The following is a 20,142-nucleotide window of genomic DNA, read 5'->3' as shown; positions in this document are numbered from 1 at the left end:
TCCGGAGCCAGATTCTGGTCACAACCGGTTAGCGACCGTTAGCACCGGCCTCCTACACTCGGGACGTGGCTGACCGACCCCTGATCGCCCCCAGCATCCTGTCCGCGGACTTCGCCCGGCTCGGCGAGGAGATCGCCGCCGTCGCCGGCACCGGCGAGGCCCGCGCCGACTGGGTCCACGTCGACGTCATGGACGCGCACTTCGTGCCCAACCTGACCCTCGGCCTGCCCGTGGTCAAGGCGCTGCTCAAGAGCACCGACCTGCCGATCGACTGCCACCTGATGATCGACGACCCGGACCGCTGGGCGACCGGGTACGCCGAGGCCGGCGCCTACAACGTCACCGTGCACGCCGAAGCCGCGAAGGACCCCGTCGCGCTGGCCAAGAACCTGCGCGCCGCCGGGGCCAGGGCCGGCCTGTCGATCAAGCCGGGCACCGCGCTCGAACCGTGGCTCGACGTGCTCAAGCACTACGACACGCTGCTGGTCATGTCGGTCGAGCCGGGCTTCGGCGGGCAGTCGTTCATCGCCGACGTCCTGGAGAAGGTGCGCACCGCGCGGCGGCTCGTCGACACCGGGCACCTGAAGCTTGTCGTCGAGATCGACGGCGGGATCAACGCCGAGACCATCGAGCAGGCCGCCGAAGCGGGCGTCGACTGCTTCGTCGCCGGGTCCGCCGTCTACGACGCCGGTGATCCGGGCAAAGCGGTCGCCGCGCTGCGCGAGCAGGCGGCGCGCGGCCGGGCCGGCTGATCCAGGGGTGGCACCGGGGAAGCCCCGGGGCCGCGTCGGGTGTTGGATGGGAGAACCGGCTCACTAGGAGGCAGCGGACGTGTTCACCGGCATAGTCGAGGAGATCGGCGAGGTCACCGCGGTCGAACAGCTGACCAACGCGGCACGGCTGCGCGTGCGCGGCCCGCTGGTCACCAGCGATGCCGGGCACGGCGACTCGATCGCGGTCAGCGGCGTGTGCCTCACGGTCGTCGAGGTGAGCGACGGCGAGTTCACCGTCGACGTCGTGAACGAGACGCTGCAGCGCTCGAGCCTGGCCAAGGTCGCGACCGGCGACCGGGTCAACCTGGAACGCGCCACCCCGGCCGGCGGCCGGCTCGGCGGGCACATCATGCAGGGGCACGTCGACGGGACGGGCGTGTTCCTCTCCCGCGACGAAACCGGCGTCACGACCTTCGCGCTGCCGGGGCACCTGGCCCGGTACGTCGTCGAAAAGGGGTCGATCGCGGTCGACGGGATCTCCCTGACCGTCGCGGCGGTCACCGACGAGCAGTTCAAGGTCGCGCTGATCCCGACCACCCTCGAGGTGACCACCCTCGGCGGCCGCGAGGCCGGCGACCTGGTGAACCTCGAGGTCGACGTGGTCGCGAAGTACGTGGAAAAGCTGGCCGAGGCACACATCCGCGACCAGGTGCAGAATCGGGACGGCGGCACGGAGGAGCGGTCATGAGTGAATCGAGTGCGGCGGAGCCCGAGGCGGGCTGGACGCCCTGCGGCACGGGGGCGGTGTTCGACGCCGACGCCATCGAGCGGGCGATTTCCGACATCGCGGCGGGCCGTCCGGTCGTCGTGGTCGACGACGAGGACCGCGAGAACGAGGGCGACCTCATCTTCGCGGCGGAAAAGGCGACGCCGGAGCTGCTGGCGTTCATGGTCCGCTACACCTCGGGCTACGTCTGCGTGGCGCTGACCGAGGCCGAGGCCGACCGGCTGGACCTGCCACCGATGTACCACACGAACCAGGACGCGCGGGGCACCGCGTACAGCGTCACGGTCGACGCCGCCGAGGGCATCAGCACCGGCATCTCGGCCGCCGACCGCGCGCACACGATCCGCCTGCTGGGCGACCCGAAGTCGACGGCGAAGGACTTCCGCCGTCCCGGGCACGTCGTGCCGCTGCGGGCCAAGAGCGGTGGCGTACTGCGGCGCCCCGGGCACACCGAGGCGTCGGTCGACCTGGCCCGGATGGCCGGGCTCGCGCCGGCGGGCGTGCTGTGCGAAATCGTGTCGCAGAAGGACGAAGGCGACATGGCGCGCCGCGACGAGCTCGAGGTGTTCGCCGCCGACCACGACCTGGCGATCATCACCATCGCCGACCTGATCGCCTACCGCCGTCGCACCGAGAAGCAGGTCGAGCGCGTCGCCGAAGCGCGCATCCCGCTGGCCGCGGGCACGTTCCGCGCGGTCGGATATGACTCGCTGCTGGACGGCATCGAGCACGTCGCGTTCGTCTACGGCGAGATCGGCGACGGCCAGGACATCCTGGTGCGCGTCCACTCCGAGTGCCTGACCGGCGACGTCTTCGGCTCGCTGCGCTGCGACTGCGGCCCGCAGCTGGAGGCGGCGCTGGAAGCGGTGGCCGCCGAAGGCCGCGGCGTCGTGCTCTACATCCGCGGCCACGAAGGTCGCGGCATCGGCCTGCTGCACAAGCTGCAGGCCTACCAGCTGCAGGACGACGGCGCCGACACGGTGGACGCGAACCTCGCCCTCGGCGTCCCGGCCGACGCCCGCGACTACGGCACCGGCGCGCAGATCCTGTGCGACCTGGGTGTCCGCACGATGCGGCTGCTGTCGAACAACCCGGCCAAGCGGATCGGCCTCGAGGGCTACGGCCTGCGCGTCACCGGGCGGGTGCCGCTGCCGATCTCGCCGAACCCGGAGAACCTGCGCTACCTGCGGACCAAGCGCGACCGGATGGGGCACGACCTGGCCCAGCTGGAGCACTACGACCAGGTGGGCGCGGGCCCCGAGCACCCCGACGGAGGAACGCTGTGAGCGGCGAAGGCCGTCCCGAGGTTTCGCTGGACCTGACCGGCTGCAAGTCCTTGAAGCTCGGCATCGTGGCGACGAAGTGGAACGCGGACATCACCGACGTCCTGCTGGAGCGCGCGCTGGCGGCGGCCCGCGAGGCGGAGCTGGAGGACGAGCCGACGGTGGTCCACGTCGCGGGCGCGGTCGAGCTCCCGGTGGTGGTGCAGGCGCTGGCCCGCAACCACGACGCGGTGGTCGCGCTGGGCGTGGTCATCCGCGGCGGCACCCCGCACTTCGAGTACGTGTGCGACGCGGTGACGGCGGGCCTGACCCGGGTGGCACTGGACGAGAGCACCCCGGTGGGCAACGGCGTCCTGACGTGCGACACGCACGAGCAGGCGGTCGACCGGTCGGGGCGCCCGGGCGCGAAGGAAGACAAGGGCTACGAGGCGACGGTGGCGGCCCTGGACACGGCCCACGTGCTGCGGAGCCTCCGCCAGCCGTGGACCGAGCGGGGTTTCGTGTGAGCGTGAAGACTCTCCTGGTGGTCCGCCCCCGGCGCGCGCTGATCGTGTGCAGCGTGCTGGCGGTGGCGCTGCTGGCGGTGTTCGTGGTGGTGGCGGTGTTGCTGCGCAACGGCAACACGGGAGTCCACTTCCAGCGCTCCGACCAGGCGGCGATGATCGGCATCGGCATCCTGTTGGCGTGCGGCGTGATGCTGTTCGCGATCGCCCGGGTGCGCGCGGACGAAGAGGGCATCGAGGTCCGGAACGTGGTGATCACCCGGCGGTTCGCTTGGAGCGAGGTGCTTTCGGTGAGCTTCCCGGACGGCGCGTCGTGGGCGCGGTTGGAGCTGCCGGACGACGAGTACCACGCGGTGATGGCGGTGCAGGCGGTGGACCGGGACCGGGCGGTGGAAGCGGTGCGGGCGTTGCGAAAGCTGCACCGCGCCGCTACCGGCGGCTGACGGGCCCGGGCGTCAGAGGTCCAGGTCCACCACGATCGGCGCGTGGTCCGAAGGCCCCTTCCCCTTCCGCATGTTCCGGTCCACATAGGAATCCGTCACCGCCGACGTGAACCCCTCGTTCCCGTAGACGAGATCGATCCGCATCCCCTTGTTGTTCGGGAAGTTCCCCGCCCGGTAGTCCCAGTAGGTGAAGGGATGGTCGTACTTCAACGGCCGCGGGAACACGTCCGACAGCCCCAGCTTCCGCAGGTGCGCCAGGGCCTCGCGTTCCGGGGGAGTCACGTGTGTCGACTCCGCGAACACCGCGATGTCCCACACATCGGCATCCGTGGGCGCCACGTTGAAGTCCCCGAGCACCGCGAACGGCCCGGCAGACACCTCCGTAGCCACCAGCGCCCGCAAGGCCTCCAGCCACTCCAGCTTGTACGCGTAGTGCGGGTTGTCCGGCTCACGCCCGTTGGGCACGTACACCGACCACACCCGCACGCCGCCGCAACTTGCCCCGATGGCGCGCGCCTCCGACGCTCCGTCGAACTGCGGCTCGCCCGGCAGCCCGCGCACCACGTCCGACAGCCCCACCCGGGACACGATCCCGACGCCGTTCCACTGCCCGAGCCCGTACGCCGCCACCTCGTAGCCGAGCGCTTCGACCTCGGCAAAAGGGAACTTGTCCGTCGGCCTCTTCAGCTCCTGCAGGCACAGCACGTCCGGCGCCGACTGCTCCAGGAACTCCAGCACGCGAGGCAAGCGGGGGAGAATGGAGTTCACGTTCCAGGTGGCGATCCGCATGCCCGCGAGTTTCGCACACCCCACCGACAGTTCCGGGGCGGAGCCGAAGCGCCGCCCCGGAACAAGAGAGATCAGACCCCGGCGGTCGTCCGGATCCAGGAGCGGCTCGACGCCACGCTCGCGTAGTTGTTCGTGCCGCGCGTGTTCGTGCCGCTCTGGTTCTGGACCGTCGACGCGACGCCGACCTGGACGCCGCCCGACAGCTGGGGGCCGCCCGAGTCGCCCTTCCACGCCGACCCGTTGATCCCGACGCTCTGGATCGCGCGGCCGCCGTACGCGTCCGACGACCGGCCGGTGACCTGGACGTTCGCCGTCTTCAGTGCCGACGCCGGCGGGCCGGTCGGGGTCGTGCGGCCCCAGCCGTAGAGCTGGTTGGTGCTGCCCGTCGACGGGTCCGCGCTGCCCAGCGAGATCGGCCCGGCGCTGGTGGCCGACGCGAGGTGCAGCAGCGCGATGTCGCCGTTGGGGGACTCGTACTTCCCGTCGACCGCGATCTGCGTGCCGGAGAACAGCGTGTTGCTGCCGACCTTGACGTGCATGCCCGAGCCGTCCTGGTCGAGGCAGTGCACCGCCGTCATGACCCAGCGGGCGGCGATCACCGTGCCCGAGCAGTTGAAGCCCTGGAAGTCACGGCCGGGGGTGTTCACGTACACCTGGGCGCCCCACGACACAGTGGGGGCGGTGGTGCCGCCGACGATGTTCGGCTGGACGCCGGCGGAAGCGACGGCGCCACCCGCGAGGGTCAGCGCGACGGCGGCCGTGCACGCGGCGCCGAGGAAACGAAGAGAGCTCACGGAGGTGATCCTTTCGGACGGGGCCCCGATCGGGCCGGTCGGAAAGTAACCACCGCGTCACCGAGGGGGACACCCACCAAAGTCTGAACCGGACGAACACCCTACTTCCGGCGGGCGGGCCGGGGGCGTGCGAGAACTGTCGGTGCCGCCAAATACTCTGTGACGTGTGGCTGACCCGACCACCTACCGACCCGCTCCGGGAAGCATCCCGGAGGCCCCTGGCGTGTACAAGTTCCGCGACGCGACCAAGCGGGTCATCTACGTCGGCAAGGCGAAAAGCCTGCGCAGCAGGCTGAACTCCTACTTCGCCGACCTCTCCGGCCTGCACCCGCGCACGCGGCAGATGGTCACGACCGCCGCGAGCGTCGAGTGGACCGTCGTCGGCACCGAGGTCGAGGCGCTGCAGCTCGAGTACAACTGGATCAAGGAGTTCGACCCGCGGTTCAACGTCCGCTACCGCGACGACAAGAGCTACCCGATGCTCGCGGTGACGCTGGCCGAGGAGTTCCCCCGCCTGCACGTCTACCGCGGCGCCCGCAAGAAGGGCGTCCGGTACTTCGGGCCGTACGCGCACGCGTGGGCCATCCGCGAGACCCTCGACCTGCTGCTGCGCGTCTTCCCGGCGCGCACCTGCTCCGCCGGGGTGTTCCGGCGGCACGGCCAGATCGGGCGGCCCTGCCTGCTCGGCTACATCGACAAGTGCTCGGCGCCGTGCGTCGGCCGCGTCTCGGCCGGCGAGCACCGCGACATCGTCGAGGACTTCTGCGACTTCCTCGCCGGCAAGACCGACGTCATGATCAAGCGGCTGGAAGCCGAGATGGCCGCCGCCTCCGAAGAGCTCGAGTTCGAGCGCGCCGCCCGCCTGCGCGACGACCTCGGCGCGCTCCGCCGGGCCATGGAGAAGCAGGCCGTGGTGCTCGGCGACGGCACGGACGCCGACGTCGTCGCGTTCGCCCACGACGACCTCGAAGCCGCGGTCCAGGTCTTCCACGTGCGCGGCGGCCGGGTCCGCGGCCAGCGCGGCTGGGTGATCGACAAGGCCGAGGAGATGGACGTCCCGGCGCTGGTCGACCACTTCCTCACGCAGTTCTACGGCGACGAGGCCGACCTGGACGCCCGCGACGACGTCGACGCCGGGCCGGTCGTCCCGCGCGAGGTGCTGGTGCCGGAGCTGCCCGCGGACGCCGACGCGGTCGCGGAGTGGCTGACCGGGCTGCGGGGCTCGCGGGTCCAGCTGCGGGTGCCGCAGCGCGGCGACAAGAAGGCCCTCGCCGAGACCGTGCAGCGCAACGCGGGGGAGGCGTTCACCCAGCACAAGCTGCGCCGCGCCGGCGACCTCACGGCGCGCTCGGCGGCGCTCACCGAGCTGCAGGAGTTCCTCGCCCTCGACTCCGCGCCGCTGCGCATCGAGTGCATCGACATCAGCCACATCCAGGGCAGCGACGTCGTGGCGTCGCTCGTCGTCTTCGAGGACGGGCTCGCGCGCAAGTCCGAGTACCGGCGCTTCGCGCTGCGCGAAGCGGCCGAAGAGGGTGACGTCGCGTCGATCGCCGAAGTCGTGCGCCGCCGGTTCTACCGCTACCTGAAGGAAACCGCGGAGGAGACGGACTCGTCGAAGCCGGGCCTCGACCCCGAGACCGGCCGGCCGAAGAAGTTCGCCTACCCGCCGAACCTGCTGGTCGTCGACGGCGCGGGCCCGCAGGCCACCGCGGCCGCGGACGTGCTGGCCGAGCTCGGCATCACCGACATCTCCGTGGTGGGGCTGGCGAAGCGGCTCGAAGAGGTGTGGCTGCCCGCCGACCCCGACCCGGTCATCCTGCCGCGGACGTCGGAGGGGCTGTACCTGCTCCAGCGGCTGCGTGACGAGGCCCACCGGTTCGCCATCACCTACCACCGCGAGAAGCGCTCCAAGCGGCTGCAGACGTCCGAATTGGACAGTGTGCCCGGGCTGGGGCAGGCTCGCCGTACCGCCCTGATCAAGCACTTCGGCTCGGTGAAGAAGCTCAAGCAGGCCAGGATCGAAGAGATCGAGGCGGTGCCCGGCTTCGGCAGGCGCACCGCGGAGGCCGTGGTCGCCGCGCTGGCCGGGGAGTCCGGCGCGAGCAACGGCACGCAAGCAGGGGAGTAGGGAAACACAGTGAGTGCGCAAGAGGAGATCCGCGGTTCCGGCATGGAGGTCGCGGTCGTGTCCGGGTTGTCCGGGGCGGGCCGCAGCACGGCGGCCAAGTGCCTGGAGGACCTGGGCTGGTTCGTCGTCGACAACCTCCCCCCGGAGCTGATCGCCACCATGGTCGAGCTGGGCGCGCAGGCGCGCGGCGCGATCACGAAGGTGGCGGTCGTCATGGACGTGCGCTCGCGCGCGTTCACCGACGACCTGGCCTCGGTCATCAAGGACCTGGACGCGCGGGGCTACAAGCCGCGCGTGCTGTTCCTGGAGGCGACCGACGCGGTGCTGGTGCGGCGCTTCGAAGCGGTCCGCCGCGGGCACCCGATGCAGGGTGACGGCCGGCTCGCCGACGGCATCACCGCGGAGCGGACGCTGCTGGAGCCGCTGCGCGAAGAGGCCGACCTGGTGCTCGACACGTCGTCGCTGTCGGTGCACGACCTGCGCGCCAAGATCGAGGACGCGTTCGGCTCCGAGGCGAGCACCCAGACCCGGGTCACCGTGCTGTCGTTCGGCTACAAGTACGGCCTGCCGATGGACGCCGACCTGGTGATGGACGTCCGGTTCCTGCCGAACCCGTTCTGGATCCCGGAGCTGCGCGAACACACGGGCCTCGACGGCGAGGTCCGCAACTACGTCCTCTCGCAGGAGGGCGCCGAGGAGTTCCTCGACCGCTACCACCAGCTGCTGCGGCTGATCGGTGCCGGGTACAAGCGCGAGGGCAAGCGGTACCTGACGCTCGCCGTCGGCTGCACCGGCGGCAAGCACCGCAGCGTCGCGCTGTCCGTGGAGCTCGCCCAGCGTCTGTCCAAAGAGGACGGCATGGCCGTGAAGGTGGTGCACCGCGACCTTGGTCGTGAATAACGTGCGGGCGGTCGCCCTCGGGGGCGGCCACGGACTGCACGCCACGTTGTCCGCGGTGCGGCGGGTGACCCCCGACGTGACCGCGATCGTGACCGTGGCCGACGACGGCGGATCGTCCGGCCGGCTGCGGCGCGAGCTCGGGCTGCTGCCGCCGGGCGACCTCCGGCAGGCCTTCGCCGCGTTCGCCGCCGAAGACGGCGGCACGCTCTGGGCCGAGGTGTTCCAGCACCGCTTCGGCGGTGACGGCGCACTGGCCGGGCACGCGGTGGGCAACCTGCTGCTGGCCGGGCTGTTCGAGGTGCTCGGCGACCCGGTCGCGGCGCTCGACGAAGCCTGCCGGCTGATGGGCGTCTCGGGCCGGGTCCTGCCGATGTCGCCGGAGCCGCTGGAGATCGTGGGGCAGGTCAGCGGGCTCGACAGCGAGGACCCGGAGGCGTTGCGCACGATCCGCGGGCAGGTCGCGGTGGCCTCGACGCCGGGGCAGGTGCAGCGCGTCAGCCTGCACTCGCCCGGCCGCTCGGGGCGACCGCCGCAGGCGTGCGAGGAAGCGGTGGAGGCGGTGCTGAGCGCCGACGTCGTCTTCCTCGGGCCGGGCTCCTGGTTCACCAGTGTTCTCCCTCACCTGCTCGTGCCGGGCCTGCACGACGCGCTCGTGAAAACCACCGCGACGAAGGTGCTCGTGCTCAACCTTGTCCCCCAGCCGGGGGAAACCGCGGGGTTCTCGCCGGAGCGGCACCTGGACGTACTCTTCGAGCACGCGCCCGATCTGCGGGTCGACGCCGTGATCGCGGACCGCGATTCCGTGCCCGACCCGGCGAATCTCCGGCGCGCGGCGGAACGGCTCGGCGGTCGCGCGCACCTGGGGGCGGTGGGCGACCCGGAAGTGGCGGGACGGCATGATCCTGATGCGCTCGCGTTGTGCATGCGGGAGGCTCTCGGTCTCGGCGGGGAGCACGGGGGAGGAGCGAAAGGCAGGGAGGGGCAGTAATGGCGATGACCGCCGCGGTGAAGGACGAGCTGAGCCGGCTGGAGATCACGAAGGTCGGGCCGCGCCGGGCGGAGGTCGCGTCGCTGCTTCGCTTCGCCGGCGGGCTGCACATCGTGGCCGGCCGGGTGGTCGTGGAGGCGGAGCTGGACACGGGCTCGGTCGCGCGACGGCTGCGCAAGGAGATCCACGAGCTGTACGGCCACCATTCCGACGTCCACGTCATCACCGCCAGCGGCGGGCTGCGCAAGGGCACCCGGTACGTCGTGCGCGTGGTCAAGGACGGTGAGGGCCTGGCCCGGCAGACCGGGCTGATCGACCAGCGCGGCCGCCCGGTGCGCGGACTGCCCGCGGCCGTGGTGTCCGGGGGAGTGGCCGACGCGGAAGCGGCGTGGCGGGGCGCGTTCCTCGCCCACGGTTCGCTGACGGAACCGGGCCGCTCGTCGTCTCTCGAGGTGACGTGCCCGGGTCCGGAGGCGGCGCTGGCGCTCGTCGGCGCGGCGCGCCGGATGGGCATCCAGGCGAAGTCCCGCGAGGTCCGCGGCGCGGACCGCGTGGTGGTCCGCGACGGCGACGCGATCGGCGCGCTCCTGACCCGCCTGGGCGCGCACACGAGCGTCCTGCAGTGGGAGGAGCGCCGCATGCGCCGCGAGGTGCGAGCGACGGCGAACCGCCTGGCGAACTTCGACGACGCGAACCTGCGCCGTTCGGCCCGCGCGGCGGTGGCGGCGGCGGCCCGCGTGGAGCGGGCACTGGAGATCCTCGGCGACACGGCGCCCGATCACCTGCTGGCGGCGGGCAAGCTCCGGCTGTCCAACCGGCAGGCGTCCCTGGAGGAGCTGGGCCAGCTGTCGGACCCGCAGATGACGAAGGACGCGGTGGCGGGGCGCATCCGCCGCCTGCTGGCGATGGCGGACAAGCGCGCCAAGGACCTGAACATCCCGGACACGGAGTCGGCGGTCACGCCGGAGATGCTGGAAGAAGACGACGAGGCCTGACCGGTCCGCGGTCGTGGTTCGGGCAGCCGGCCTCGTGCCGCGCCCGCCAGGCCGCCTGCGGCGCCGCTTGGTGGCGACGACGTCCACACGGAACCGCCGGTCCTCGTCGGCGCGCGGGGTTAACCGGACCCGCCACTTCGTAACATCCCGGTAGCACCACGGCGCGACCGCCGAAACGCGGGACCTCGAACCTCGGGGAGGGATAGGCCGAACGAGGGAAGGGGAAAGCATGCGCAAGAGCAACGCGCGGCTGCAGGTGACGCCGGAGGTCGGCACCTGGCTCGCCCGGCGCAGCAGCAAGGTGGCCGACTGGACGATCGCCGAGCTGGCCGCGGCCAAGCGCGGTACCACCGTCTCCGTGGTCATCCCGGCCCGGGACGAGGAAGCCACCGTCGGGGCGATCGTCACCGCCATCCGCGAAGAGCTCCACGGCGTGCTCGTCGACGAGATCCTCGTCGTCGACAGCCACTCCACCGACGCCACCGCCGAAGTCGCCACCGCGGCCGGGGCCCGCGTCGTCGCGCAGGACGACGTCTTCCCGGAGCTGGACGGCCTGCCGGGCAAGGGTGAAGCGCTCTGGAAGGGCGTCGCCGCGACGACCGGCGATCTCGTCGTCTTCGTCGACGGTGACCTCTACGACTTCACGACCGACTACGTCACCGGTCTGCTCGGCCCGCTGCTGACCGACCCGTCGGTGGCCTACGTCAAGGGCTTCTACCACCGCCCGCTGAACGGCGCGGCGGGCAGCGAACCGGAAGGCGGCGGCCGCGTCACCGAGCTCGTCGCCCGGCCGCTGCTCAACATGTTCTGGCCGGAGCTGGCCGGGTTCGTGCAGCCCCTCGCCGGTGAGTACGCGGGTCGCCGCGAGGTGCTGGAGAGCATCCCGTTCGTCGTCAACTACGGCGTCGAGATCGGGCACCTCATCGACCTGCTGGAGCTGCGTGGCCTCGACGCGCTCGCCCAGGTCGACCTCGGCCACCGCGTGCACCGGCACCAGAGCACGCAGGCGCTGGGCCGGATGTCCGGGCAGATCATGCAGACGCTCTTCGACCGCCTGGAACGCTACGACCGCCTGGTCACGGCGGTCCCGCCGGCGACGCTGCTCGCGCAGTTCCGGCGCGGGACGTCGGCCGATGGCGTCGAGCGTGAGCTCGTCCTGACCGACCTGACGTCCCCGCAGCGGCCGCCGCTCGACAGCCTGCCGGCGCACGCGCTGCGGGAAACGGCGTAGGTCAGGCGGGCACGCGCGCGGGTTGCCACCCGGGCGGGCCGAGCACGTAGCCGGCGCGCTCGCGCCACGTCCGGGCCCCGCGGAGGTCGCGCAGGATCGAGCCGTACTCGTGGAAGCCGACCTTGAGCAGGTTGTACGTGTTGATGTTCTTCGTCAGCCCGTAGGTCGGCCGCTTGCCCTCGGGCACAAAACTGCGGAACAGCCGGTCCCAGATGATGAGGATGCCGCCGTAGTTGGCGTCCAGGTACTCGGCGTCGCTGCCGTGGTGGACGCGGTGGTGTGACGGCGTGTTGAAGACGTACTCGAACCAGCGCGGCAGCTTCTCGACCTTCTCGGTGTGCACGAAGAACTGGTAGACGAGGTCGATCGACAGGCCGGTCAGGATCATCCACGGCGGGATCCCGCACAGCGCCAGCACCGACCAGAACGGCAGCTGGAAGTACGGCGTCCACTTCTGGCGCAGCGCCGTCGAGAAGTTGTAGTGCTCGCTGGAGTGGTGCACCTGGTGCCCGGCCCACAGCAGCCGCACGCGGTGGCTGGCGCGGTGGTAGGCGTAGAAGACCAGCTCCTGGCCGAGCAGCATGAGCACCCACGTCCACCAGTCGCGCGGGTCGAGCTGGACCGGCGCGAGCTCGAACAGCGCGGCGAACACGAAGAGCATCACCAGCCGGAACAGCGCGTTGACGCCGACCGCGACGGTGCCCATCAGCATGCTCGTGCGGGTGTCGGCCGGGCTGTAGCCGATGACGTTGTCGTCGTGGCCGAGCACGTGCACCGCGACGACTTCGATCGCCACGAACAGCAGGAACACCGGGGTCGCGAACAGCACGGGGTCGCGCAGGTGCGCCAGGAACTCGGCCACGCTGCCTCCTTTGATCTGACCTGACGGTAACTTACCCTGAAGTCACTTTACGCACGGTAGGCTCTCCGGCGTGACGGAGTCAAGGGCGGTCGGGACCAAGGGGATGCCCCGCGAAGAGCGCGAGGCCCAGCTCGTCGTGGCCGGCACCGAGGAGTTCGGCCGCGCGGGCTACGCGGGCGCGTCGATGGTCGAGATCGCGCGCCGGGTCGGGGTCACGAAGCCGTTGCTGTACCAGTACTTCGGCTCGAAGGACGGGCTCTACCTGGCCTGCCTGCACCGCGCGGGCGACCGGCTGACCGAGGGCGTCGCGACGACCATGGCGGCCGGCGGCGACCCCGAGCGGATGCCGCTGAAGGTGCTCTCGGCGATCTTCACGACGTTCGACCACGACCGCTACGCGTGGCGCCTCCTGCGCGACGCGACCGTCCCGGCGACGGGCGGCATCGCGACCGCGGCGGCGGACTACCGGCGCCGCCTGGACGCGTTCGCCCTGCTCGGCGCGACACAGCTGATGACGTCGCGCGGCCTGGCCGACCCGGTCGACATCGAGGCGATCGCACAGGTGTGGACGGGCGTGGTCGATTCGCTGATCAGCTGGTGGATCGACCGCCCGGACGAAGATTCGGCGGCGATGACGGCCCGCTGCGCGCGAATCATGGAAGGGTTGTTCGGCTGGTGAAATCTGTCCACAAAGGACAGATCACGGTTCGATGGTAGTCTGGTACGTCTTCTTTGTCCGTTAATCAGGACACGGAGCGTGGCATTCGAAGATTGGCTTCCCGAACGGCGTAGCGAAACCGCTCCCGTTCGCGATTAATCAGGGAAGCCATCCCGTCGAGAGGTGTCCCATGCCCGAACCAGCCGCTTCCGTCCCGGACGATCCCCGCCTCGCCGCGCGGTTCACCGAGGACCTGCTCGACGGCTGCCGCGTCCTGGCGAAGGATTACGGGTACCGGCCGGCCCAGTTCGAGCGGATGGTGCGCGAGCACGGCGGCGTCGAAGCGGCCAGGCTGCTGCTGCGCGGCGCCGGGACCGCGGGCGGGTTCACCGTGCTCTGGGAGAAGAACCAGCTCGGCCGCAGCTCCGAGGCGACGATGCTCCGCGGGGAGTACGCCGACCTGTTCACGCCCGACGAGCTCCTGCTGGCCCGGCGGCGGCTGGAGGAGCACGGCTTCGACGTCGACGCCCACCTGCGGAGCCTCGCCGAGCAGGGGTAGGGGTGAGCGCGGCAGGGGTGACCGGCGCCGCTCCGGTCACCCCTGCCGCGGCTTTCAGGCAGCCGCGCTGGACTTGCCGCGCAGGACGACGCTGCCGGTCGAGGCGCCCTTGACCGCTGTTTCGACCTGGGCCATCGTCGAAGACGAGCTCAGGCCGGGGACGGTCGCGGTGTTCAGGGCGTAGAGCGTGAACGTGTACGGGTGGCTGGACCCGCCCGGGCAGGGGCCGAAGAACTTCTGCGCGTTCGCCCCGCTGCCCATGGCCTTCTGCTTCGCGCCACCCTGGTCCGGCACGGTGTAGCCCGCCCCGAGACCCTCCGGCAGCGAGCGAGCCGACGCCGGGATGTCCCAGATCGCCCAGTGCAGCTTGTTGCCGCTGTTGGCGACGTCGGCGAACACGACGGCGTAGGCTTTCGCGCCGGTGGACGCGCCCCACGCGAGCGGCGGCGACGGGTCCTGGCCCGCCGTGCCGTCGCCGGCGCAGGTGTACTTGTCCGGGATCGTGGCGTTGTCGGCGAACGCCGAGCTGGTCAGCTTGAAGTCACCCGGCGTCGAGCCGCCCGGGAACTTCAGCCGGACGATCACGTTGTCCAGCACCGACGGCGTGCCGCCGTTCTTGTCGTTGTTCGTCGACGTCAGCCACAGCCCGCCGTCCGGCGTCTTGGTGACCGAGCGCAGCCGGCCCCAGCGGCCGGAGAACAGCGTCGACACCGTGCCGATGCCCGTGCCCGCCGCGTTGATCTGCGTGGCGAACATCTGCTCGCCGGTGACGCCGGCGATGTAGATCCAGTCGTTGACGATCTCGATCCCGCTCGGCCCGGCCTGGGACGTCGGCCAGGTCTTCTTCGGGGCGATGAAACCGCTGCAGCTGCCCTGCGTGCCTTCGCAGCTCGGCCAGCCGAAGTTGCCGCCCTTCTGGATCAGGTTGAGCTCGTCCAGGCTGCTCTCGCCGAACTCCGCCGCCCACAGCTGGCCGCGGGAGTCCCAGGCCAGGCCCTGCGGGTTGCGGTGGCCGTAGCTCCAGACGTACCGCGCGTTGCCGCCGGTGGCGTAGAACGGGTTGTCGGTCGGCGCCGAGCCGTCGGGGTTCAGCCGCAGGATCTTGCCGTTGAGCGAGCTCTTGTTCTGCGCGTTGTCACTGTTCTTCGCGTCGCCGACGGTGGCGTACAGCTTGCCGTCCGGGCCGAACTTGATGCGGCCGCCGTTGTGGTAGCGGTTCTTCGCGATCCCGGTCAGCACCGGCGTCGACGTCGAGGACAGCGTGGTGCCGTCGTAGGTCATCTTCACGATCCGGTTGTCCCCGGAGGCCGTGTGGTAGACGTAGACCGCGTGGTCGCTCGCCCAGTTCGGCGAGATCGCCAGGCCCAGCAGGCCGCCTTCGCCGTTGGTCCCGACCGCGCCCGGCACCTTGCCCAGCGTCGTCTTCTGGCCGGACGGCGTCACCAGCAGGATCTCGAACCGGTCCCGCTCGGTCACCAGCGCGTTGCCGTTCGGCAGGAAGTCCACCGCCCAGCCGAGGTCGACCTTCGCGATGTCCTTGTCGTACTCCGGGATGCCCCCGGCGCCGCCCGGCGCGCTCGTCTTGGCGGTGACCGCGTTGCTCGCCGCGGAGCTGTTGCCGTCGGGGTCGCGCGCCTTGACCGTGAAGGTGTAGGAGGTGCTCGGGTTCAGGTTCGTCACGGTCGTCCCGAGCGACGTCGTGGTCGCGACCTTCGTGGCGCCCTGGAAGACGTCGTAGCCGGCGACCGTGCCGCCGTTGTCGGTGGAAGCGTTCCACGCCAGGGAAACGCTGTTCGCGGTGACGCCGGTGGAGCGCAGGTTGCCCGGCACTGTCGGCGGGGTGGTGTCGTCGCTCGGCGGCGTGGTGAAGGTGACCACGTTGCTCTGCTGCGACGGGTTGCCCGCGGCGTCGAACGCGCCGACCGAGATGTCGTAGGCGGTGTTCGGGGTCAGGTTGGTGACCGTCGCCGACGTCGTGGTGCCGTCGACGGTCTTGAGGATGTTGCCGCCGCGGTTGATCTCGTACCGCACGACGCCGACGTTGTCGGTCGCGGCGGTCCAGGAGAACGTCGCCGCGGTGGGCAGGACGTTGCTCGCCTGCAGGTTCGACGGCGGCGACGGCGGTTCGCTGTCGCTCGGCGCGGTGAACGTGTCGGTGAGCTTGTCCGCGTTCGGGCCGCCGTTGGCGGTGGTCGCGGTGGTGCGGATCTTGTTGACACCCGCGGTCAGCTGGACGCTCGCGGTGACGGTCTTCCACGTCGTCCACGCGCCGGTGCCGGGGAAGTCGACGGTGCCCTTGTCGCCGCCGTCGACGATCAGCTTCACCGGCCGGTTGTCGGCGGTTCCGTTGGCGTAGCGGAAGGTCAGGGTGTGCGTGCCCGCCTGCGCGGCGTTCACGGAGTATTCGACATAACTGCCGACGACGTTGTCGAAGTTGACGAACCCGGTGCCGGAGTAGCCGGCGTGGTTCGATTCGACGACGCCTTGGGAGATGACGGCGTTCTCGGACTCGTAGTCCGTTGCGGCGGCTGCGAAAGCGCTTACCGGACTGAGCGCGGTGAGGCCGAGCGCCGCGACGGCGGTACCGGCCAGTACCACGCGCCACGGTGGACGGGGTGCCACTGGGAGCCTCCTGCGTGGGTCGGGGGACAGGGGGTGACCGGGGCGGAACTGGTCGGCGGACCACCGGAACTGGACCTAATAGTTAGGAAAGTTTCCTATCTATAGGGCAGATCTCACACCCTCCGAGCGGGCCGTGTCAATACTCGACATGGGCGCTCACCCTTGGTCAAGAAGGGTTTCCCGCTCAGCGGTGCGTGTGCCCGGACGGCGGAGTGCCGTCAGCTCGCGACCGCGGCGTTCTCGCCCGCCCAGTCGCGCGGTTCGAGGAAGGAGGCCAGTTCGGCCTCGGCGCTCCCCGGTTCCGGCGTGAACCCGGACTCCCACCGCGCCAGCGGCGGCAGCGCCAGCAGGATCGCCTCGGCGTCGGCCCGCGCGGCGGACGCGGCGCGGAAGAGCGCGGCTTCGACATACCGGCCACGCCGGTGGAGCTGCCACTGCCGCTCACGTGCCCCGTGCGGCAGGTCTCGCCGCCGTCGCACGATCGGGAGGTACGCGGGCGCGATCGTCGCGATGCCCGCCGCCGTGAACGCGGCCGCGCGCCGCCAGCCGTGCGGACCGGACGGGCGCAGGTGGTCGAAGGCGATGCCGCCGAGCCCGTGCGGCTCGTCGCGGTGCGGCAGCCGGAACCGGTCGTCGGCGGTGCGCTTCGCCTGCGCGTGGAACGCCGGGTCGAGCGAGTCGCAGTGCTGCCGGAGCACGCGGTGGAAGTGCGCCGCGTCCTCGGCGTAGCCGTAGCAGGGAAGGAGCTCCACGGTGCCGCCGAACCACCAGGTGTCCCCGGACTCGCAGTACCGGAAGTGCGCCTGGAACGCGGGGACGTACGGGTTGCGCGGGTGGATCACGACCGACAGCCCGCTGGTGAAGAACCCACCGTCGTCGGCGGTCGTCACGCAGATCCCGGCGCGCTCGAAGACGTCGCCGTCTTCCAGCAGGCCCGTCCGGCCCCGGCCGAACCGCGCCCCGCCGTCGAGGCGTTCCAGCTCCGCGACCAGCTCGCGCCGGCCGGAGCTCATGATCGCCTTGACGGCGTCGCGTCTGCTGTCCTCACCCGAAAGCATGACCCCCACCCCCGCGGGCGAGGATACCGCGAAAACGAGGTCAGCCGGCGATCTCGGCCCGCGCGATCACCTTGGTGATCTTCGCCCGGACCAGCGACTCCTCGGGGACGGCGTTGCGCTTGCCGTACTCCTCGGCCCGCTCGGCGCCCATGTACCGGCCGCCCAGCCTGGTCGCCCAGTCGAGCATCTCGTCGTAGTCGTGGGTCAGGCGCGCCTCGGCGGTGAACTGGATGTAGGAGTACGGCGGTTCCTGGTCGTCGACGACCAGGGAGATCCGCGGGTCGCGGGCGATCGCCTTGCCCTTGAGGGTGTCGGTGCCGGTGGTGAAGACCAGCTCGTCGCCGTCGGGGGTCTCGTCCAGCAGGAACCAGATCGGGGTGACGATCGCGGCGCCGTTGGCCCGGACCAGGCCGAGCTTGCCCGTCCGGGTGCCTTCGGACGCGAACTTCCACCACTCTGAACGGCTCATCTCACGCATGAGAGGGACGTTAGCCCGTCACCCGAGCGTGTGCAGAGGGTGGCCGACTAGCCTGGCCTGCTGTGCGAGACGACGACAGGGCCGCGATGGGTCTGGCCGACGAGGGGCTGACGCGCCGCCTCAAGGCGCTGGCCTGCACCGCGCCGTTGCACGACCTGGACGCGCGGAAGGCGAAGCTCGACTGGGCCGACGCCACGATCTACCAGATGGCCGAGATCGCGCTGCACACGATCGACCAGGTCACCATCGCGATGGACTTCGACACCGGCGCCGGCCACGACGAGGTCATCGACCGGCTGCTGCCGTTCATCGCGGCCCAGGCGCCGTCGCGGATGCCCGAGGAGCACGTCCGCGTGGCCAAGTGGGTCCTCGACAACCTGATCAACGTCGGCACCACCGACCGCGGCTTCCGGCGCGTCTACGGCTCGATGGGCCCGGGCGGCTACCAGCGGCGCCAGTTCGACTTCAAGCTGCTCGTCGAGCTGGCCGCCCGCGACGGCGAGGTCTACCTGCGTGCCACCGACGAGGCCATCAACGTCCTGGTCGGCGCGCTGGACACCGACGTCGAGTCGGCGCAGATCGCCGCCGAGGTCAAGCTCGAGAACCTCATCGCGCGCGGTCGTCTCGCCGACGCCAAGCTGGCCGCCGAGCAGGCCCGCTACCGGACCGTCCAGTACGGCGAGACGCTGCGCGCGAAGCTCGACGCGACCCGCCGCGACGTCCGGTCGGTCGACTGGGAGCGCGAGGTCCCGGAGCTGCTCGACAGCGCGCTGTCCCACATCGAGGCCCGCTTCCGCGCCGAGAACGCCATCCTCAAGAACATCACCACCGCCCGCGACGAGACCGAGGACCTCGACCGCAAGCGCCGCGCGGCCGAGCTCGTCGACATCGTCGGCGACTGCATCCGCCGGCACACCCGGCTGCAGTCCCGGCTGGCCGACGCGGGCGCGGTGTTCCGCGCCGAGCAGGACCGCCAGCAGTTCTCCGGCCCGCCCCAGCGGGCGACGCTCGACCTGTTCGGCCAGCTCCTGGTGCCGACGCTCGGGCTGCCGCTGGCCGACGCCGTCGCGCCGGTCGAGCACTTCTTCCACGCCGTCGCGGGCATTTCCCCGCCGGTCGTGCCGTCGCTGTCGTCCCTGGTTTCGCTGCTCCTGCGTCCCGCGCCCGAACGCGACCAGCTCGTCGGCGAGATCCCCGAGCCGGAACTCATGCCCGCCGACATCACCGACAAGTTCGGCGACGACGTCTGGCGCCGGGCCGACGAGCTGCTCGACCTGCCCGAGGTGCCGCGGCGCCTGTCCGGCCTGCTCGACGAGGCCCGCCGCAGCCGCCAGCCCGGGCTCGCCGCCCTGGTCGCGCTGCGCGCGGTGCACGCCTACAGTCCCGGGGTCGGCGCGGCCCGGCGCCAGGGCGACCGGCAGGTCCTGCTGGCCGTCGACGACGGCACCCTGCTCGACGACCCGGACTTCGGCGGCGCCGACCTGCTCCTGTCCACCGCCGCCGTCGAGCGCGCCGACGAAGAAGAGAACGAGGAGGTCGCCTGACATGGCGCTGTCCCACAGCAGCGTGGACGCCGAAGCCGCGGCGCGGCTGGTCGCCTTCGGCATGCGGCCGAAGCAGCTTCCCGCGCGTGACGTCGTCTACGGCGACCTCGTGCGCCGCTACGGCGAGGACAACGCGTTCAAGGCGCTCACCCACGCCGTCGCGGCCGGGCTCGGCCTGATGGTCCTGGAGGTCAACCAGCAGGCCGGCGCGGTGCTGGCGGCCACCGACGAGTCCGTCTTCGAGATCAAGATGGACTCCTACGCCCGCCAGGCCAAGATCCGCGAGCGCCGCGAGACGGAGAAGGTGCTGCACGGCCTGATCCACCTCGCCACCGCCGCGCTCGGCTACCCGCGCCCGGACGACCTCGCCAACGACACCTACATCGGCCGCGTCAGCGTCGAGCAGGTCGACGCGATGGTCCGCGAAGCCGCCCGCATGCTCGACGAACGCGCCGCGGCGGCCGAGGCCAACAACGACCCGCTGGCCGACGCGCCCGAGCTCGAACAGGCCTGGCGCGCCTACACCCGCCGTCCCGCGGCCGCGGCCACCAAGGACGGCCGCCTCGCCGCCGACACCACCCGCGGCATGGTGTCGCGCGCCCTGCGGTTCCTGGCCGAGCAGGGCTTCCTGGTCCCGGTGAGCGACGAACAGGGCGGCACCTACCGGACCACCCCGCGCTACCAGATCCAGGTCCGCGAACTCGCCGCCGACGCCGCCTTCGACGACCTCCTGTCCCTGGACGTCGTGGCCGTCGCGAACGCCGGGGGCACGCTGCGCGCGGCGTCCTCCGACACGCTCTAGAGGGG

20 protein-coding genes are annotated in these 20,142 nt (G+C 71.3%); 14 read left to right on the top strand and 6 right to left on the bottom strand.

What is annotated here, in order from left to right; genetic code table 11:
- Nucleotides 1-80 precede the first annotated feature (80 nt).
- The 5 genes from rpe to ACZ7PG_RS08140 all read left to right on the top strand — a co-directional run bounded on the left by rpe (nt 81) and on the right by ACZ7PG_RS08140 (nt 3,729).
- Nucleotides 81-752, top strand: a complete 672-nt coding sequence (gene rpe / locus ACZ7PG_RS08160) for a ribulose-phosphate 3-epimerase (RefSeq protein ID WP_470239010.1) — start codon at nt 81-83, stop codon at nt 750-752.
- A 79-nt stretch (nt 753-831) separates the two neighbouring features.
- Nucleotides 832-1,461, top strand: coding sequence for a riboflavin synthase (locus ACZ7PG_RS08155; RefSeq protein ID WP_470238378.1), 630 nt, complete (start codon nt 832-834; stop codon nt 1,459-1,461).
- Complete coding sequence (locus ACZ7PG_RS08150; RefSeq protein ID WP_470238377.1) at nt 1,458-2,786, top strand: bifunctional 3,4-dihydroxy-2-butanone-4-phosphate synthase/GTP cyclohydrolase II; 1,329 nt, start codon at nt 1,458-1,460, stop codon at nt 2,784-2,786. Before ACZ7PG_RS08155 ends, ACZ7PG_RS08150 begins: the two co-directional genes overlap by 4 nt.
- Entirely contained in the window at nt 2,783-3,289 is a 507-nt protein-coding gene (ribH, locus tag ACZ7PG_RS08145; RefSeq protein WP_470238376.1) for a 6,7-dimethyl-8-ribityllumazine synthase, read from the top strand. The genes ACZ7PG_RS08150 and ribH overlap by 4 nt, the downstream gene beginning before the upstream one ends.
- Nucleotides 3,286-3,729: a PH domain-containing protein gene (locus tag ACZ7PG_RS08140; RefSeq protein WP_470238375.1), complete on the top strand. Its 444-nt coding sequence runs from the start codon at nt 3,286-3,288 to the stop codon at nt 3,727-3,729. The genes ribH and ACZ7PG_RS08140 overlap by 4 nt, the downstream gene beginning before the upstream one ends.
- A gap of 12 nt (nt 3,730-3,741) precedes the next feature.
- On the opposite strand, the gene ACZ7PG_RS08135 is transcribed toward ACZ7PG_RS08140, so the two are convergent.
- Nucleotides 3,742-4,518: an exodeoxyribonuclease III gene (locus tag ACZ7PG_RS08135; RefSeq protein WP_470238374.1), complete on the bottom strand. Its 777-nt coding sequence runs from the start codon at nt 4,516-4,518 to the stop codon at nt 3,742-3,744.
- Between the two features lie 71 nt (nt 4,519-4,589).
- Complete coding sequence (locus ACZ7PG_RS08130) at nt 4,590-5,312, bottom strand: S1 family peptidase (RefSeq protein ID WP_470238373.1); 723 nt, start codon at nt 5,310-5,312, stop codon at nt 4,590-4,592.
- 166 nt (nt 5,313-5,478) lie between these two features.
- Between ACZ7PG_RS08130 and uvrC the strand changes: the two genes are divergently transcribed.
- The 5 genes from uvrC to ACZ7PG_RS08105 all read left to right on the top strand — a co-directional run bounded on the left by uvrC (nt 5,479) and on the right by ACZ7PG_RS08105 (nt 11,554).
- Entirely contained in the window at nt 5,479-7,440 is a 1,962-nt protein-coding gene (gene uvrC, locus ACZ7PG_RS08125) for an excinuclease ABC subunit UvrC (protein ID WP_470238372.1), read from the top strand.
- A gap of 42 nt (nt 7,441-7,482) precedes the next feature.
- Nucleotides 7,483-8,340, top strand: coding sequence for an RNase adapter RapZ (gene rapZ / locus ACZ7PG_RS08120; RefSeq protein WP_003101350.1), 858 nt, complete (start codon nt 7,483-7,485; stop codon nt 8,338-8,340).
- Nucleotide 8,341: 1 nt separating this feature from the next.
- Nucleotides 8,342-9,328 carry a gluconeogenesis factor YvcK family protein gene (locus tag ACZ7PG_RS08115; protein WP_470239009.1) on the top strand — a complete coding sequence of 329 codons (987 nt, stop codon included), beginning with the start codon at nt 8,342-8,344 and terminating at the stop codon, nt 9,326-9,328.
- Nucleotides 9,328-10,323: a DNA-binding protein WhiA gene (gene whiA / locus ACZ7PG_RS08110; RefSeq protein WP_470238371.1), complete on the top strand. Its 996-nt coding sequence runs from the start codon at nt 9,328-9,330 to the stop codon at nt 10,321-10,323. Before ACZ7PG_RS08115 ends, whiA begins: the two co-directional genes overlap by 1 nt.
- Before the next feature lie 229 nt (nt 10,324-10,552).
- Nucleotides 10,553-11,554 carry a glucosyl-3-phosphoglycerate synthase gene (locus ACZ7PG_RS08105; RefSeq protein ID WP_470238370.1) on the top strand — a complete coding sequence of 334 codons (1,002 nt, stop codon included), beginning with the start codon at nt 10,553-10,555 and terminating at the stop codon, nt 11,552-11,554.
- A 1-nt stretch (nt 11,555) separates the two neighbouring features.
- Here ACZ7PG_RS08105 and ACZ7PG_RS08100 read toward each other — a convergent pair whose 3' ends face one another.
- Nucleotides 11,556-12,416 carry a sterol desaturase family protein gene (locus ACZ7PG_RS08100; protein ID WP_470238369.1) on the bottom strand — a complete coding sequence of 287 codons (861 nt, stop codon included), beginning with the start codon at nt 12,414-12,416 and terminating at the stop codon, nt 11,556-11,558.
- 70 nt (nt 12,417-12,486) lie between these two features.
- Here ACZ7PG_RS08100 and ACZ7PG_RS08095 point away from each other — a divergent pair, with 70 nt between their 5' ends.
- Complete coding sequence (locus ACZ7PG_RS08095; RefSeq protein WP_470238368.1) at nt 12,487-13,095, top strand: TetR/AcrR family transcriptional regulator; 609 nt, start codon at nt 12,487-12,489, stop codon at nt 13,093-13,095.
- A gap of 169 nt (nt 13,096-13,264) precedes the next feature.
- Nucleotides 13,265-13,633 (top strand): hypothetical protein, encoded by a 369-nt coding sequence (locus ACZ7PG_RS08090; protein WP_470238367.1) that lies wholly within the window; start codon nt 13,265-13,267, stop codon nt 13,631-13,633.
- A gap of 54 nt (nt 13,634-13,687) precedes the next feature.
- Here ACZ7PG_RS08090 and ACZ7PG_RS08085 read toward each other — a convergent pair whose 3' ends face one another.
- From ACZ7PG_RS08085 to ACZ7PG_RS08075, 3 genes are all read right to left on the bottom strand, one after another.
- Nucleotides 13,688-16,255 carry a PQQ-dependent sugar dehydrogenase gene (locus tag ACZ7PG_RS08085; protein WP_470238366.1) on the bottom strand — a complete coding sequence of 856 codons (2,568 nt, stop codon included), beginning with the start codon at nt 16,253-16,255 and terminating at the stop codon, nt 13,688-13,690.
- Between the two features lie 218 nt (nt 16,256-16,473).
- Nucleotides 16,474-17,313, bottom strand: coding sequence for a coproporphyrinogen III oxidase (locus ACZ7PG_RS08080; protein ID WP_470238365.1), 840 nt, complete (start codon nt 17,311-17,313; stop codon nt 16,474-16,476).
- Between the two features lie 40 nt (nt 17,314-17,353).
- Nucleotides 17,354-17,791: a PPOX class F420-dependent oxidoreductase gene (locus tag ACZ7PG_RS08075; protein ID WP_470238364.1), complete on the bottom strand. Its 438-nt coding sequence runs from the start codon at nt 17,789-17,791 to the stop codon at nt 17,354-17,356.
- An 86-nt stretch (nt 17,792-17,877) separates the two neighbouring features.
- Between ACZ7PG_RS08075 and ACZ7PG_RS08070 the strand changes: the two genes are divergently transcribed.
- Both ACZ7PG_RS08070 and ACZ7PG_RS08065 read left to right on the top strand, forming a co-directional pair.
- Complete coding sequence (locus ACZ7PG_RS08070) at nt 17,878-19,335, top strand: hypothetical protein (protein WP_470239008.1); 1,458 nt, start codon at nt 17,878-17,880, stop codon at nt 19,333-19,335.
- A 1-nt stretch (nt 19,336) separates the two neighbouring features.
- Nucleotides 19,337-20,137 carry a hypothetical protein gene (locus ACZ7PG_RS08065; RefSeq protein WP_470238363.1) on the top strand — a complete coding sequence of 267 codons (801 nt, stop codon included), beginning with the start codon at nt 19,337-19,339 and terminating at the stop codon, nt 20,135-20,137.
- Nucleotides 20,138-20,142 lie beyond the last annotated feature (5 nt).

Source organism: Amycolatopsis sp. NPDC114504, assembly GCF_055633595.1.
Note: the sequence above shows the minus strand (reverse complement) of the source record. Positions and strands in the feature narration are given on the sequence as shown.

What these genes read in the sequence shown, in the direction of transcription:
- ACZ7PG_RS08150 (WP_470238377.1), top strand. Translation starts at nt 1,458, where the DNA reads ATGAGTGAATCGAGTGCGGCGGAGCCCGAGGCGGGCTGGACGCCCTGC.
- ACZ7PG_RS08135 (WP_470238374.1), bottom strand. Translation starts at nt 4,518, where the DNA reads ATGCGGATCGCCACCTGGAACGTGAACTCCATTCTCCCCCGCTTGCCT.
- rapZ (WP_003101350.1), top strand. Translation starts at nt 7,483, where the DNA reads ATGGAGGTCGCGGTCGTGTCCGGGTTGTCCGGGGCGGGCCGCAGCACG.
- whiA (WP_470238371.1), top strand. Translation starts at nt 9,328, where the DNA reads ATGGCGATGACCGCCGCGGTGAAGGACGAGCTGAGCCGGCTGGAGATC.
- ACZ7PG_RS08105 (WP_470238370.1), top strand. Translation starts at nt 10,553, where the DNA reads ATGCGCAAGAGCAACGCGCGGCTGCAGGTGACGCCGGAGGTCGGCACC.
- ACZ7PG_RS08090 (WP_470238367.1), top strand. Translation starts at nt 13,265, where the DNA reads ATGCCCGAACCAGCCGCTTCCGTCCCGGACGATCCCCGCCTCGCCGCG.
- ACZ7PG_RS08080 (WP_470238365.1), bottom strand. Translation starts at nt 17,313, where the DNA reads ATGCTTTCGGGTGAGGACAGCAGACGCGACGCCGTCAAGGCGATCATG.
- ACZ7PG_RS08075 (WP_470238364.1), bottom strand. Translation starts at nt 17,791, where the DNA reads ATGCGTGAGATGAGCCGTTCAGAGTGGTGGAAGTTCGCGTCCGAAGGC.
- ACZ7PG_RS08070 (WP_470239008.1), top strand. Translation starts at nt 17,878, where the DNA reads ATGGGTCTGGCCGACGAGGGGCTGACGCGCCGCCTCAAGGCGCTGGCC.
- ACZ7PG_RS08065 (WP_470238363.1), top strand. Translation starts at nt 19,337, where the DNA reads ATGGCGCTGTCCCACAGCAGCGTGGACGCCGAAGCCGCGGCGCGGCTG.